The organism is Pseudomonas sp. ANT_H4 (genome assembly GCF_008369295.1).
Lineage (GTDB): Bacteria > Pseudomonadota > Gammaproteobacteria > Pseudomonadales > Pseudomonadaceae > Aquipseudomonas.
This window is the reverse complement of record NZ_VOBG01000035.1, coordinates 1-12,361: the sequence shown is the minus strand read 5'-3', so window position 1 is coordinate 12,361 and position 12,361 is coordinate 1. Positions and strand designations below refer to the sequence as shown.

The window sequence follows — 12,361 nt, the reverse complement described above, 5'->3', positions numbered from 1 at the left end:
CTTATAGCCGGCCGGAGGGGCGGGTGTTCGTCGGTCTGGATCAAATAATGTGGGCGCTGTCGAGCGTTAGCGAGGCTGCGCTGGCGGCTTTTGGGTGGGCTGTTTTAATCCTCCCGAAACAAGTCATGGGCATCCAGCAACCGATACGCAATCTCCGGCTGTTTCTCCAGCCCCTTGCGAATCGCCGTCGGGATCAACTTACGGGTCTTGCGACACAGGCCCGGCAACTCGTCGATGACAATCTCAATCCCGCGCATGGTTTTCACTTCAGTGTGGCCGGGAGCAACGTGCAAGCGGATGCCCAGTTGCTGGTACATCAGCTGTTGCATGCGTTCCAGGTCCGGCAGGCTTTGCAGATTCTCAAGGCGTTCGAGCAGGCGTTTTTCTTCCTGGCGGGTTAGGTGCAGGATGCGCTGGTCTGCGTCGGGGGCGTCGAGCAATTGCTCACGTTCGCAATCGCAGGCGCCGGGTGGGCAGGGTTGGCGAACTGTCATGAAAACTCCCTCCCCACACCCGTGTTGATAGCTTAGTAGCTCAACTGGACGCCAAGGCTGCCCAGGGCCTTCCAGTACTCAGGATAGGTCTTGCCCACGCAGTCGGGGTCCTGAATTTTGATCCCCGCGACTTTCAGTCCCGCCAAGGCAAAGCACATGGCGATGCGGTGGTCGGCGTGGGTGTCGATCAACGCGTTGCACGAGGTGCCGGCTAACGCCGGATCGCTGGCCACCAGCAAGTCATCACCTTCGATGGTCGCCAAGCCGGGACGAATTTCGTTGAGACCGTCGTGCAGCGCCTGGACCCGGTCGCATTCCTTGACCCGCAGGTTGGCCAACTCGGTGAAGCGCACCGGCGTGTTGTTGAACGCGGCCAGCACGGCGAGGGTCGGGATGGCGTCCTGCATTTGCGAACCGATGACCGTAGCCGGCATGTGCGGGAACTGCGCGATCACGGCCTGGGCCATGGCGTCGGGCTGAGTGAAGTCTTGTGGGGCAACGCCCAGGTCGATGGCGCCGCCGGTGAGGACTTCGGCGGCCCACAAGTAGGTGGCGGCGGAAGCGTCGGGTTCGATCAGGTAGTTATTGGCGGTATAGCCGGTGGGCGCCACGCGCCAGGTACTTTCGTCGACGACTTCGATCTGGGCACCGAAGGCGCGCATGCAATCGAGCGTCAGGTCAACGTAGCCACGAGCGCCAATGTCCTTGCCGGTCAGGGCCACTTCAATGGGTGCCTCGCCGCAGGCCGCCAGCATCAACAGCGCCGAGACGTACTGGCTCGACAGGCCGCCGTCGATCTCGAAGCGCTTGGCCTTGATCTGACCACTACCGTGGACGGTCACCGGAGGGCAACCTGTTGGGCTGTCGGCCTTGATACCGTTCTGGTTCAGGGTCGCCAGCAAGGGGCCGATGGGGCGTTTTTGCATGTACTCGTCGCCGTCCAGTATCACCGTGCCTTGCACGGTGGCCACCGCTGCCGTCAGGAAGCGCATCGCAGTCCCGGCATTGCCGAGAAACAGCGGCTGTGGGGGCAATTGCAGCTTGCCCTGGCCTGTGACGACGAAGGTCACGTCATCCGGCTCATCAATGACCACGCCCATCTGCCGCAAGGCCACCGACATATGGCGGGTGTCGTCGCTTTTCAACGCGCCGCTCAGGCGGCTGGTGCCCTTGGCCAGGGCCGCCAGCAACAGAGCGCGGTTGGTAATGGATTTCGAGCCGGGGGGCGCTACCTTGCCGTTCAGTGGAAAGTTGGGCGGTGTAACGGTCACGGTTTTCTGCGAACTCAAGGTACAAGGCTCCTGATTCAAGGCGGTGGTGGCGCGGAGTGGCCGGCTGGCGGAGACGAATAATCGGCCAAAGACGATGCCCTTGTCGAGCAGGGATCGTTGTGAGTGCCCGCAAGCAGGGATGCCACTGGTCGGCGTTGTCGAGAAGCCTGTCGATTGAGCGCCTGATGGATCGATTACAAGAAAGAACGGCTCGTTTCAATCCTGGTCGTTCATCCCTTCCAATCAGGAGAGTGATCATGTCTTACATCGATGGTTGTGTTATCGCAGTGCCCACTGCCAATCGTGAGCGGTTTATCCAGCATGCCAAGGCCGCGGCGGTGGTGTTCAAGGAGCACGGCGCGCTGAATATCGTCGAGTGCTGGGGGGACGACGTGCCCCAGGGCCAGGTGACCTCGCTGCCCATGGCGGTCAAGCTCAAGAACGATGAAACGGTGGTGTTTTCCTGGATCGTCTGGCCGTCGCGGCAGGTGCGCGACGCGGGGATGAGCAAGGTGATGGAAGACCCGCGCATGAAGGCCGACGTCAATCCGATGCCCTTTGACGGGCAACGGATGATCTATGGCGGCTTTGAGATGATCCTCAATAACTGAGGGGTTAGCGCTTGGCCAACCAGTAATCGTGCAACGCCCGCGCGGCCGGCTCGATGGCGCTGACCCGCTGCTGATGCAAACCTACGTCAAGATCGGCTGGCAATTCGAAGTTGTCCTGCTCCGCGCACCAGGAAATCGTTTCCAACTGCTCGGCTTGTTCGCCGGGCAGTTGCGGCCAGTTGCTCACGGCTGCGCCACGGATATAACCGAAGCACCATTCCTCGGCCAGGGTCAGCGGCTGATCCTGGTGCTCAGTTTCTTCAAAGCGGGCCTTGAAGCCTTGGGCGTTCACTGCCAACTGGGTGGCAATGGCGTTCATATGGCGCACGCACAGGTCGATAAATTGCTTGGCTTCGTCAGCGCTTTCCCAGTCCGGGTTTTGGCCACCCCAGATGGCCGGGAACCACTCCGCGACGTCCACTTGCGCCGGGCTGGATACCAGGGCGGTGAAGTAACCGTCGAGTTCGGCCAGGTTCAGCACCGAGTGGTCGTCGCCGTACTTCAACAGAATGTCTTCGATGAACTCGAAATCGGCAGGGGCGAGGGGTTGGTCGTGCATGGAAATATCCTTTGTTCGTCGAACGCCGCTGATGGGGCGGCTTAAAGCGCGGAGGATGGCGCTTGTGGGCGTTTTAATCCAGCGCCTTAATGTTGCGCGACCACTCAAATCACTTTCACCGCCCGTCCAATCGCCTGAATCGGCCCCGTCGGCTTACCCGTCGGCGAACCGCCTGGGTTCTCCAGGGTCATCTCGAACAATTGGTTCGGCGCCAGAGGCGGCAGTTTATCCAGCGGCACCGACAGCGTCTGCCCCGGCTTGACCAGCCCCAGGGATACCGGCCCTTGCCAGCCATCGCCTTTGGTCCAGAACTCCAGCGCCTTGTCCGCCGGTATTTCCATGACGCCCAGCGGTATCAGCTGAATCTGCTGATCGTTGCTCGCCTGGATGACCCAACCCGGTGCCTGGCTTTGCGGCCCCATCAGCACCACCACGTAGGCCGTCGGGTTGACCGCTGCCGTGCGGGTCAGCAGTAATGTTGCCAGCACCAGGCTCGCTACCATGGCGGTACCCGCCAAACCACGCCACAGGGCCAGCAGGTTCCACCACGACACCGACGAGCCCCCGTCGGCGGGCCGTACCGAATGACCCAGGCTGCGTTCGATTCGTCGCCACAGGTACACCGAGGGCGTGACCGGTTCGGCCAACTCCGTCAGCGGCAACAACCGTTGCTCCCAGGCATCGACTGCCGTTCGCAGGTCGGCGTCCTGTTCCAGGCGCTGTTGCACGTGCAAGCGTTGCTCGGCCGACAAGGTGCCCAGTACATATTCGTTCGCCAGCTCATCCAGCTCGCGAGGTGTGCTCTTTATCGTCATGCCATGCACTCACGCAGTGCCGCGAGGCTACGTTTGATCCAGGCTTTGACGGTCCCCAGAGGGGTGCCCAGTTTCTGTGCGATTTCGCTGTGGGAATAACCATCGACATAGGCATGCAACACGCAGCTGCGTCGGACCGGCTCCAAATGTTCCAGGCATTGGTAAATCTGCCCTGTGCGGGCACGGTATTCGAAGGTGTCGACGGGCGCTTCGGCGGTCAGTGTCTGTTCGTGCTCTGCACTGAGCGGCACTTCACGGTGATTGTTGCGTACGAAGTTGAGCGCCATGTGCCGGGTCACGCTGAAGATCCAGCCACGGGCCGAGCCTCTGACGGGATCGAAACCGGCGGCGCCGTTCCAAATGTTGATAAAGGCGTCATGCACGATGTCTTCCGCCAGGGCCTTATCCCGCACGATACGCTGGGCCACGCCCAGAAGGCGGGCGCTTTCCTGTTCATACAGTTGATGCAAGGCCTGCTGCTCGCCTCGGGCACATGCCAACAGGCAGGCTTCATAGTCAAAAAAGTGCTCGGGCAAGGTTTGGGCCACCAGGACAAGGTCAAGCCCCGGCCAAATAAGGCCGGGGTGTTATCGGAGCAGCGTAGATGACTTTGCTCTCGAGGCAAATTAATTGGCTGCCCAGAAAATGTAGTCCGCCTGATACTTCACCACTTCCTGCTTGCCTTTATTGGTCGCCGTGCATTCGGTGCTCGGCGCCACGCCACCCTTGAGCGCGACGCGCTGGATATAGCTGACACCACTCATGGCGCCCTTGCCCTCAGCCGGATTGGCCTTGACCAATTGGTAGGGCAGGTTGCCGGCGCTGGACGGCGCGACGGCCAATTGGGTGCCGGTGACTTTCGAGCCGTCCTTGGCTTGCCAGGTGGCTGGTGGGCCGAAGTAGGTGCCGACCTGCTTGCCGCTGCGGTCATTGAGCACAGCCTTGGGGCCGACGAAGAACCATTCGGTCTGCCCGACGGCATTGGCCTTGTCGCGGCATTCGTAGGTGATTTCGCCAACACCGGTGGTTTCCATGGCCACCTTGTGTCCGTCCGGCACCTTGATGCTGTCGGGCAACCCGGTCTGGGCAAAGGCTGCCGGAGCGGCAGCGAGCAGGCAGGTCAGGCAGAGCAGTGATTGTGCGTTCATCGGTCTCTCTCCGTAAGGGTGAACAACTGGGCAGCGGTGTGGCTGCTTCCTGTACTACTCACCGCGAGATCAAACGGATGCACTGATTGAAAAATAAATCGGTGGCAGACATTAGTCCCATGCCGACGTGAAGCCCTTGGCTTCGACGAACAGCAGCCGCACACTGTGACCCCGTAATACCCGAGGAGTGATTGGCAATGACCGGTGTTCACACGTCTGCTCAACAGGGGTTCTCTACCCAGGCTGCCACTTACGCCCAGGGCCGACCGGACTATCCACGGCAACTGACCGGTTGGCTGACCGAGGTACTGCAGATCAATGCGCAGTCCACGGTGGTCGACCTGGGAGCCGGGACCGGCAAGTTCACCCGCCTGCTGAGCACTGTTGCGCCGACAGTGATTGCCGTCGAGCCTGTAGCAGCCATGGGCGCGCAGTTGACGAAGGGAATGCCGGATGTGCATCTCTTGACAGGTACCGCCGAAGCGATCCCACTTGAGGACGCCAGTACCGACGCCCTGGTCTGCGCCCAGTCCTTCCACTGGTTTTCCACGCAAGCGGCACTGCGCGAAATCCACCGAGTGCTCAAGCCCGGTGGCCGCCTGGGGCTGATCTGGAATATGCGGGATGAGTCGGTGGATTGGGTCGCGGCCATTACTGCGATCATCACGCCCTATGAGGGCGATACTCCGCGCTTTCATACCGGGCAGTGGCGCGCGGCGTTCACCGGAGAGTATTTCTCGGCAGCGCAAATGACCTGTTTCCCCTACACCCATGTTGGCAGCCCGCAAGAGGTGATCATGGACCGCTTCCTGTCAGTGAGCTTTATCGCCGCGCTGCCGGCCGACAAGAAAGCGACGGTGACCGAGCAACTGCACACCTTGATCCAGACTCACCCAGCCTTGCGCGGCCGCGACACGGTGGCCTTCCCGTATCAGACCCAGGCCTATAGATGTCTGCGTGTGGACTGAATCAATCGAGCTGACAAAAAGGCATAAAGTCAGATCGTATTGATATAAGTAGTTATAAGAAAAATCGCTATGCTGCGGCCAGTATTTTATAAGGCCGTAGGTAGTTGTAATGGATGTGGGTAATTTTGGTTTCGTTGTCGCAGGCCTGCTTGTTGGATTTATCGTCGGTATGACCGGTGTGGGCGGGGGCTCGTTGATGACGCCGATCCTGTTGTGGTTTGGTATCAACCCAGCCACCGCCGTGGGCACCGACCTGCTGTACGCCGCCATCACCAAGGCTGGTGGGGTGCTGGTTCACGGCAAAAACAAGAACATTGACTGGACCATCACCGGCTGGCTGACCCTGGGCAGCGTGCCGGCAGTGTTGCTGACGCTGTGGTTCCTCAAGAGCCTGCACACCGACCCCACCGCCATGAACGAGGTGATCAAGCAGGCGTTGGGCGTGGTACTGCTGTTGACGGCCATGGCGATTCTGTTCAAGAAAAAGCTGTTGGCCTTCGCGCAACGTCATGCCGGCGATCACTACCACATGAGCTCGCGCAACCTGAACGGGCTGACAGTGGTCACTGGCGTGATCCTCGGCACCATGGTTGCGCTAACCTCCATCGGCGCCGGCGCCCTGGGCACCGTGGCGCTGTTTATCCTGTACCCGTTCCTGGCCACCAAACGCCTGGTGGGCACCGAAATCGCCCATGCGGTGCCGCTGACCCTGGTCGCAGGCCTTGGGCACGCGAGCATGGGCAACATGGATTGGCATCTGCTGGGGTTTCTGCTGATGGGCTCGCTGCCGGGGATCTACGTGGGCAGCCATATGTCTGGAAGGGTGCCGGACGAGCTCCTGCGCCCTTGCCTGGCGGTGATGCTGGGGTTGATTGGGTACAAGTTGGCGTTTTGAAACAGTCGCCACAACAAGACTCTCTTCAGCATTTTGCCGATCACGAGCGCGACTTATCCAGCCACTCCACCGCCGTACGCCAGATACAAATCCCCAGGAAGTACGCCGACATCAACAGCCACAAGCCCATGGTCAGGCTATTAGTGTACGGCTGGTCGATCACCAGCAATAGGCTGCACAGCAACCACACCGTGGTCACCGCAATGTTGAGCGGCATAAAACGCTTGACCCGGAACGGGTGCAGGAATTTCATCGGGGTTAGGGTCAACAGCGCCAGGCCGATCACGGTAAAAAGCGTCACCCAGGCAGACGGGTCGATGATATAGACACACAGCGCAACCACGTTCCAGGCAGCGGGGAAGCCCTGGAAATAATTGTCCTTGCTCTTCATGTTGACGTTGCAAAAGCAGAACAGCGAAGAGACCAAGATCACCGACACCGTGAACAGGTGGGTGAAGTCCGGCAGGTCGATGTAGCGGTAGATAAACAGTGCCGGGATAAACACGTAGGTCAGGTAGTCGATCACCAGGTCCAGCACCGAGCCATCAAAACTGGGCAGCACCGTCTGTACATTGACCCGGCGCGCCAACGAGCCGTCGACGCCATCTACTACCAGCGCCAGGCCCAGCCACAGCAGGCAGGCCTTGGGCTGATTCTCCAGCAACGCCAGGGTCGCCAGAAACGCCAGCACCACACCGGTGGCGGTAAAACCGTGGGCGCCCCAGGCTTTGAGTCTGGCTACATGTAGGGTCGATATCACAGGGGCGTTCTCCAGAAGGTGAAACGGGGCAGCCGACGAGTGTGACGCCGTCGAATCTGGCCAAAGGGTGCAAGTATCGACCGGGAAGGAGGGAATAAGGTTCACCACCCGGCGTAAGGGTTAGCGTAGCAAGCGCTGGGCGATATGACATCAGCCTTGACGAAAGACCAGCGCCTTCAGGCCGCTTTGTGGATCGATATCAGGGAATTCCGGCGGGTTTTCCAGCCGTTGCTCAAAACGCAGGCTGGGTGCTTCGCGGGTTACGCCGTCGATCAGGAAATCTTCGCCAAACGCCGGATCATTCATGCACGCCAGCACCGTGCCCTTTGGCGTGAGCAAGTCTGGCAGGCGGCGCAAGACGCGCTGGTAGTCCTTGGTCAGCAAAAAACTGCCCTTTTGAAAGGACGGCGGATCGATGATCACCAGCTCATAAGGGCCGCTGCTGGTGACCTTGGCCCAGGACTTGAACAGGTCATGTCCCAGAAAGCTGACTTTATCCAAGTCATGGCCATTGAGCCGATGATTGTCGCGACCTCGGCTCAGGGCGCCACGGGCCATGTCCAGGTTGACCACATGGGTGGCCCCACCTTCGATGGCCGCCACGGAAAAACCGCAGGTGTAGGCAAACAGGTTCAACACCCGCAGGCCCTGGGCATGCTCGCGGACCCAGTTACGGCCATAGCGCATGTCGAGAAACAGACCGCTGTTCTGCTTTTTGCCCAGGTCGATGAGATAGCGCAGGCCGCCCTCGGTGAGGGTCAACTCGTCGACGATCTCCCCCAGCAGCCACTCGGTGGTGCTTTGCGGCAGGTAGCGGTGTTGCAGAGCCAGGGTATGGGCACCGGACTGCTGCCATTGGCTGGACGCGGTGATGTGCGTCAACAGCTGTTTCAAGGCTGCCAGCTCTGTCGCCTCGGGCTCCTTGAACAGCGACACCAGCACCACGCCTTGCAGCCAGTCCACGGTCAACTGTTCCAAGCCCGGCCAGCAACGACCACGGCCGTGGAACAGGCGCCGAGTCTCCGTGGGGGCGGTTTGCAGGGCGGTGAGCAAATGGGCGTTGAGGGTGGCGAGTGCGTCTGGGTTCATCGGGCAGCGTCGGTCATTGAGCGGGCGGCATTTTAAACACAATTGCGGGGTTTAAGGGGGTTGCAGCACAACGTGCTCGTAATGCTGGGTTTGGCAGTTATTCATGCTCAAAAAATGTGCTTGATCGGCCTATAACAGTCAAAAAATCCTCTGGCGCCGACATAAACTGGAAAAAAGCCTGGAGGTAGCCCATGAACGGTTTCGCGAGTGCAGTGAGTCAGACAGCGACAGACCAGCAAGAGCTGGCCGAATGGCGTGACGCCCTGGCGTCGCTGGTAGCCAACGCCGGGCCCGCGCGAGCCAGGGAGATCCTCGACATGCCGGCGGCACTCCCACCATCGCCTGGAAGCCGCGTCACGGCACGCCCTACATCAACAGCATCGCCGTGGACCAGCAAGCGCGTTTCCCAGGCGACCTGGCCACCGAAGAACGGCTCGCCTCGGTGGTGCGCTGGAATGCCCTGGCCATGGTGGTACGGGCCAACCAGGCCTATGGCGAGTTGGGCGGTCATATCGCCAGCTACGCCAGTGCCGCGGATTTGTTCGAGGTGGGTTTCAATCATTTCTTCCGCGCCCGTAATGACAACTTTGGCGGCGACCTGGTGTTCTACCAGCCCCATTCTGCTCCCGGCATTTACGCCAGGGCCTTCCTTGAAGGCCGCTTGAACGAAGCCGATCTTGAGCACTATCGCCAGGAAATCGGCGCACTCAAGGTCGGTGCCCGAGGGTTGTCCAGCTACCCCCATCCGTGGCTGATGCCGGACTTCTGGCAATTTCCCACTGGCTCCATGGGCATTGGGCCCATCAGCTCGATCTTCCAGGCGCGGTTTATGCGTTATCTGCAGCATCGCGGCTTGCAGGACACCACTGACCGCCACGTCTGGGGCGTCTTCGGCGACGGCGAAATGGACGAGCCGGAAAGCATGTCAGCGCTGACCCTGGCCGCCCGGGAAGGCCTGGATAACCTGACCTGGGTGGTCAATTGCAACTTGCAACGCCTCGACGGCCCGGTGCGCGGCAATGGCCGAATCATCGACGAGCTGGAAGCGTTGTTTGCCGGCGCCGGCTGGAACGTGATCAAGCTGGTGTGGGGCTCGGACTGGGAAGGCTTGCTGGCGCGCGATGCGGATGGCTCGCTGGTGCGCACCCTGTCCCAGACCGTGGACGGACAATTTCAGACCTTTGCCGCCAAGGACGGCGCCTACAACCGCGAGCATTTCTTCGGCCAAAGCGAAGCCCTGGCCAAATTGGTAGAAGGCTTGAGTGACGAGCAGATCGACCACCTCAAGCGCGGGGGCCACGATAGGGTGAAAATCCATGCCGCTTACCACGCTGCGCGCTTGGTAAAAGGCCGCCCGACGGTGATCCTGGCGCAGACCAAAAAGGGCTTCGGCATGGGCGAGGCGGGTCAGGGCAAGATGACCACTCACCAGCAGAAAAAACTCGACCGTGATGCCTTGATCGCCTTTCGCAATCGCTTCCAGTTGCCGCTGTCGGACGAGCAGGCTGAGTCCCTGAGCTTCTATAAACCGGCTGATGACAGCGCCGAAATGCGCTATCTGCACCAGCGCCGTGCTGCCTTGGGCGGTTATGTACCTGGCCGCGTCCAGCAAGCGGAGCCTGTAGGCGTGCCACCGATGGCAGGCTATGCAGGCTTCGCAACCCAGGCGGGCGGCAAGGAAATGTCCACCACCATGGCCTTTGTGCGGATGCTCAGCAACCTGCTCAAGGACAAGGCCCTCGGGCCACGCATCGTGCCGATTGTGGCGGACGAAGCGCGGACCTTCGGCATGGCCAACCTGTTCAAGCAGATCGGCATTTACTCCAGCGTCGGCCAGCGTTACGAGCCGGAAGACATCGGCTCGATCCTCAGCTACCGCGAAGCCACCGACGGGCAAATCCTCGAAGAAGGCATCAGTGAAGCCAGCGCCATCAGCTCTTGGGTCGCGGCGGCCACCAGCTATTCGGTGCACGGTTTGCGCATGCTGCCGTTTTATATTTATTACTCGATGTTCGGCTTCCAGCGGGTCGGCGATTTGATCTGGGCCGCTGCCGACCAGCGCGCCCGTGGCTTCCTGCTGGGCGCCACGGCGGGCCGTACCACCCTGGGCGGCGAGGGCTTGCAGCACCAGGACGGCAGCAGCCACCTGACCGCCGCTACCGTGCCCAACTGCCGGGCCTATGACCCGGCGTTTGCCGGCGAATTTGCGGTGATCCTCGACCATGGCATGCGCCAGATGCTGGAGCACGACATCGATGAGTTTTACTACGTGACCCTGATGAACGAAAACTACCCGCAGCCCACGCTGCCGGAAGGTGTCGAGGCGGCAATCATCAAGGGCATGTACCGTCTCAGCGAACAGGCCAGCGGCAAGGTACGCCTGCTCGGCTCCGGTACGCTGGTGCGCGAAGCCCAGGCCGCTGCGCAATTGCTGGCGGACGATTGGCAGGTGCAAAGCGAGGTGTACAGCGTCACCAGTTTCAGCGAACTGGCGCGGGAAGCACGGGAGGTGGAACGCTGGAACCGTCTGCATCCTGGGCAAGCACCACGCCACAGCCATTTGGCCGACTGTTTGCCCAAAGGCGCACCGGTGATTGCAGTGTCTGACTACGTGCGGGCGGTGCCGCACATGATTGCTTCGTACCTGGATTCGGCTTTCACGGTGCTTGGCACCGATGGCTTTGGTCGCAGCGATACCCGTGCGGCGTTGCGGGATTTCTTTGAGGTGGACCGCTATCACATCGTGTTGGCAGCGCTCACGGCATTGGCGGAGCAGGGGAGCCTGGATCGCGAGGTATGCCAGCAGGCGATTGAGCGTTATGGGTTGCAGGCGGAGCGAGGCGCGTCCTGGACCTGCTGAAATCTTCTAGACAATGAAGATTAAAGGTGGGAGCTGGCTTGCCTGTGATGACGGTGTACCCGTCGAAAAACGGCTGACTGACACTGCGCTATCGCAGGCAAGCCACACTTGTTTTGCGGCGTCTTAGATACTGGCTATCAACGGCGCACCAAACGCCTCCCTGAGAAACCCAGGCGCGATGTAGCGCTGATAGTGTGCTTCGGAAAGCAGGAAAAACTCTCGATCAATGGCATCCCGCAGATCAGTCAGGTTGCGCTCACGAAACTCCGGCAGCAACGCCAGCCCATAAGCATCCAACTTCGAAATCACCCGTGCGCCCCGGGCAATCAACTGATACGCCCAGCAATACGGTGACTGCTGCGGCATAAAACGAATCTTGCGGTCTTCCAGTTGCTGACGCAGGCGGGGTGCATCGAATACCTCAAGCTTGCTGGTCATGACCTGCACCAGCAATTGTTCGAGGCGCAGCCACACGGCTTGCTTCTCTTCACCGCTGTAGCCATTCCATTGAATGACTTCATGGTGATAACGCTTACAGCCCCGGCAGACCAGGTCCCCGTAAACGGTGGAGCACAGGCCGACGCAGGGTGTCTTGATGGTTTGATTGGGCATAAATAGCTGTTTTGCGGGATTTTTGAGGGCATCGGAATCGGGTTCGAAAACAGGATCAATGTGGGAGCTGGAGTGCCTGCGATGCAGGCGACTCGGTGTATCAGCAAGCTCCCACACTAGGTCTCGATCAATCCCAGCTAAGCGCGCCACCCGTCTGATACTCAATAACCCGAGTCTCAAAGAAATTCTTCTCTTTCTTCAAGTCCATGATCTCGCTCATCCATGGGAATGGATTCGTGGTCCCTGGATACTCTTCCTTCAAGCCAATCTGCGACAGGC

General features: G+C 60.3%; 12 protein-coding genes and 2 pseudogenes. 4 read left to right on the top strand and 10 right to left on the bottom strand.

What is annotated here, in order from left to right:
- Nucleotides 1–104 precede the first annotated feature (104 nt).
- Complete coding sequence (locus FQ182_RS26985) at nt 105–494, bottom strand: hypothetical protein (protein ID WP_149414569.1); 390 nt, start codon at nt 492–494, stop codon at nt 105–107.
- Between the two features lie 32 nt (nt 495–526).
- Complete coding sequence (aroA, locus tag FQ182_RS26980) at nt 527–1,783, bottom strand: 3-phosphoshikimate 1-carboxyvinyltransferase (protein ID WP_149414568.1); 1,257 nt, start codon at nt 1,781–1,783, stop codon at nt 527–529.
- Nucleotides 1,784–2,022: 239 nt separating this feature from the next.
- On the opposite strand from aroA, the gene FQ182_RS26975 reads away from it, so the two are divergent.
- Complete coding sequence (locus FQ182_RS26975) at nt 2,023–2,376, top strand: DUF1428 domain-containing protein (protein WP_149414567.1); 354 nt, start codon at nt 2,023–2,025, stop codon at nt 2,374–2,376.
- A 4-nt stretch (nt 2,377–2,380) separates the two neighbouring features.
- Here FQ182_RS26975 and FQ182_RS26970 read toward each other — a convergent pair whose 3' ends face one another.
- The 4 genes from FQ182_RS26970 to FQ182_RS26955 all read right to left on the bottom strand — a co-directional run bounded on the left by FQ182_RS26970 (nt 2,381) and on the right by FQ182_RS26955 (nt 4,898).
- On the bottom strand, nt 2,381–2,935 hold the full coding sequence (locus tag FQ182_RS26970; RefSeq protein WP_149414566.1) for a UPF0149 family protein: 555 nt from the start codon (nt 2,933–2,935) through the stop codon (nt 2,381–2,383).
- Between the two features lie 104 nt (nt 2,936–3,039).
- Entirely contained in the window at nt 3,040–3,750 is a 711-nt protein-coding gene (locus FQ182_RS26965; protein WP_149414565.1) for an anti-sigma factor domain-containing protein, read from the bottom strand.
- Nucleotides 3,747–4,286, bottom strand: coding sequence for a sigma-70 family RNA polymerase sigma factor (locus tag FQ182_RS26960; RefSeq protein WP_149414564.1), 540 nt, complete (start codon nt 4,284–4,286; stop codon nt 3,747–3,749). The genes FQ182_RS26965 and FQ182_RS26960 overlap by 4 nt, the downstream gene beginning before the upstream one ends.
- A gap of 90 nt (nt 4,287–4,376) precedes the next feature.
- Complete coding sequence (locus tag FQ182_RS26955) at nt 4,377–4,898, bottom strand: DUF3455 domain-containing protein (RefSeq protein WP_149414563.1); 522 nt, start codon at nt 4,896–4,898, stop codon at nt 4,377–4,379.
- Nucleotides 4,899–5,095: 197 nt separating this feature from the next.
- Between FQ182_RS26955 and FQ182_RS26950 the strand changes: the two genes are divergently transcribed.
- Complete coding sequence (locus tag FQ182_RS26950; protein WP_149414562.1) at nt 5,096–5,866, top strand: class I SAM-dependent methyltransferase; 771 nt, start codon at nt 5,096–5,098, stop codon at nt 5,864–5,866.
- 109 nt (nt 5,867–5,975) lie between these two features.
- Entirely contained in the window at nt 5,976–6,761 is a 786-nt protein-coding gene (locus FQ182_RS26945; protein ID WP_149414561.1) for a sulfite exporter TauE/SafE family protein, read from the top strand.
- Between the two features lie 40 nt (nt 6,762–6,801).
- Here the strand turns inward: FQ182_RS26945 and pcsA are convergent, their stop codons facing one another.
- Nucleotides 6,802–7,521, bottom strand: a complete 720-nt coding sequence (gene pcsA / locus FQ182_RS26940) for a phosphatidylcholine synthase (protein WP_149414560.1) — start codon at nt 7,519–7,521, stop codon at nt 6,802–6,804.
- Between the two features lie 150 nt (nt 7,522–7,671).
- Nucleotides 7,672–8,610 (bottom strand): class I SAM-dependent methyltransferase, encoded by a 939-nt coding sequence (locus tag FQ182_RS26935; protein WP_149414559.1) that lies wholly within the window; start codon nt 8,608–8,610, stop codon nt 7,672–7,674.
- Nucleotides 8,611–8,801: 191 nt separating this feature from the next.
- On the opposite strand from FQ182_RS26935, the pseudogene mdeB reads away from it, so the two are divergent.
- Nucleotides 8,802–11,470: pseudogene (gene mdeB / locus FQ182_RS26930) on the top strand (alpha-ketoglutarate dehydrogenase).
- 123 nt (nt 11,471–11,593) lie between these two features.
- Here the strand turns inward: mdeB and FQ182_RS26925 are convergent.
- Together FQ182_RS26925 and FQ182_RS26920 are read right to left on the bottom strand one after the other, a co-directional pair.
- A complete protein-coding gene (locus tag FQ182_RS26925; RefSeq protein WP_149414558.1) occupies nt 11,594–12,082 on the bottom strand; it encodes a DUF1289 domain-containing protein in 489 nt (162 codons plus the stop codon).
- A 127-nt stretch (nt 12,083–12,209) separates the two neighbouring features.
- Nucleotides 12,210–12,361: pseudogene (locus FQ182_RS26920) on the bottom strand (ribonucleotide-diphosphate reductase subunit beta); the annotation flags it as partial.

Bases quoted from the DNA above. Each gene is read 5' to 3' on its own strand.
- FQ182_RS26955 (WP_149414563.1), bottom strand. From the start codon at position 4,898: ATGAACGCACAATCACTGCTCTGCCTGACCTGCCTGCTCGCTGCCGCT.
- FQ182_RS26970 (WP_149414566.1), bottom strand. From the start codon at position 2,935: ATGCACGACCAACCCCTCGCCCCTGCCGATTTCGAGTTCATCGAAGAC.
- FQ182_RS26950 (WP_149414562.1), top strand. From the start codon at position 5,096: ATGACCGGTGTTCACACGTCTGCTCAACAGGGGTTCTCTACCCAGGCT.
- FQ182_RS26945 (WP_149414561.1), top strand. From the start codon at position 5,976: ATGGATGTGGGTAATTTTGGTTTCGTTGTCGCAGGCCTGCTTGTTGGA.
- FQ182_RS26935 (WP_149414559.1), bottom strand. From the start codon at position 8,610: ATGAACCCAGACGCACTCGCCACCCTCAACGCCCATTTGCTCACCGCC.
- FQ182_RS26965 (WP_149414565.1), bottom strand. From the start codon at position 3,750: ATGACGATAAAGAGCACACCTCGCGAGCTGGATGAGCTGGCGAACGAA.
- FQ182_RS26985 (WP_149414569.1), bottom strand. From the start codon at position 494: ATGACAGTTCGCCAACCCTGCCCACCCGGCGCCTGCGATTGCGAACGT.
- FQ182_RS26925 (WP_149414558.1), bottom strand. From the start codon at position 12,082: ATGCCCAATCAAACCATCAAGACACCCTGCGTCGGCCTGTGCTCCACC.
- FQ182_RS26975 (WP_149414567.1), top strand. From the start codon at position 2,023: ATGTCTTACATCGATGGTTGTGTTATCGCAGTGCCCACTGCCAATCGT.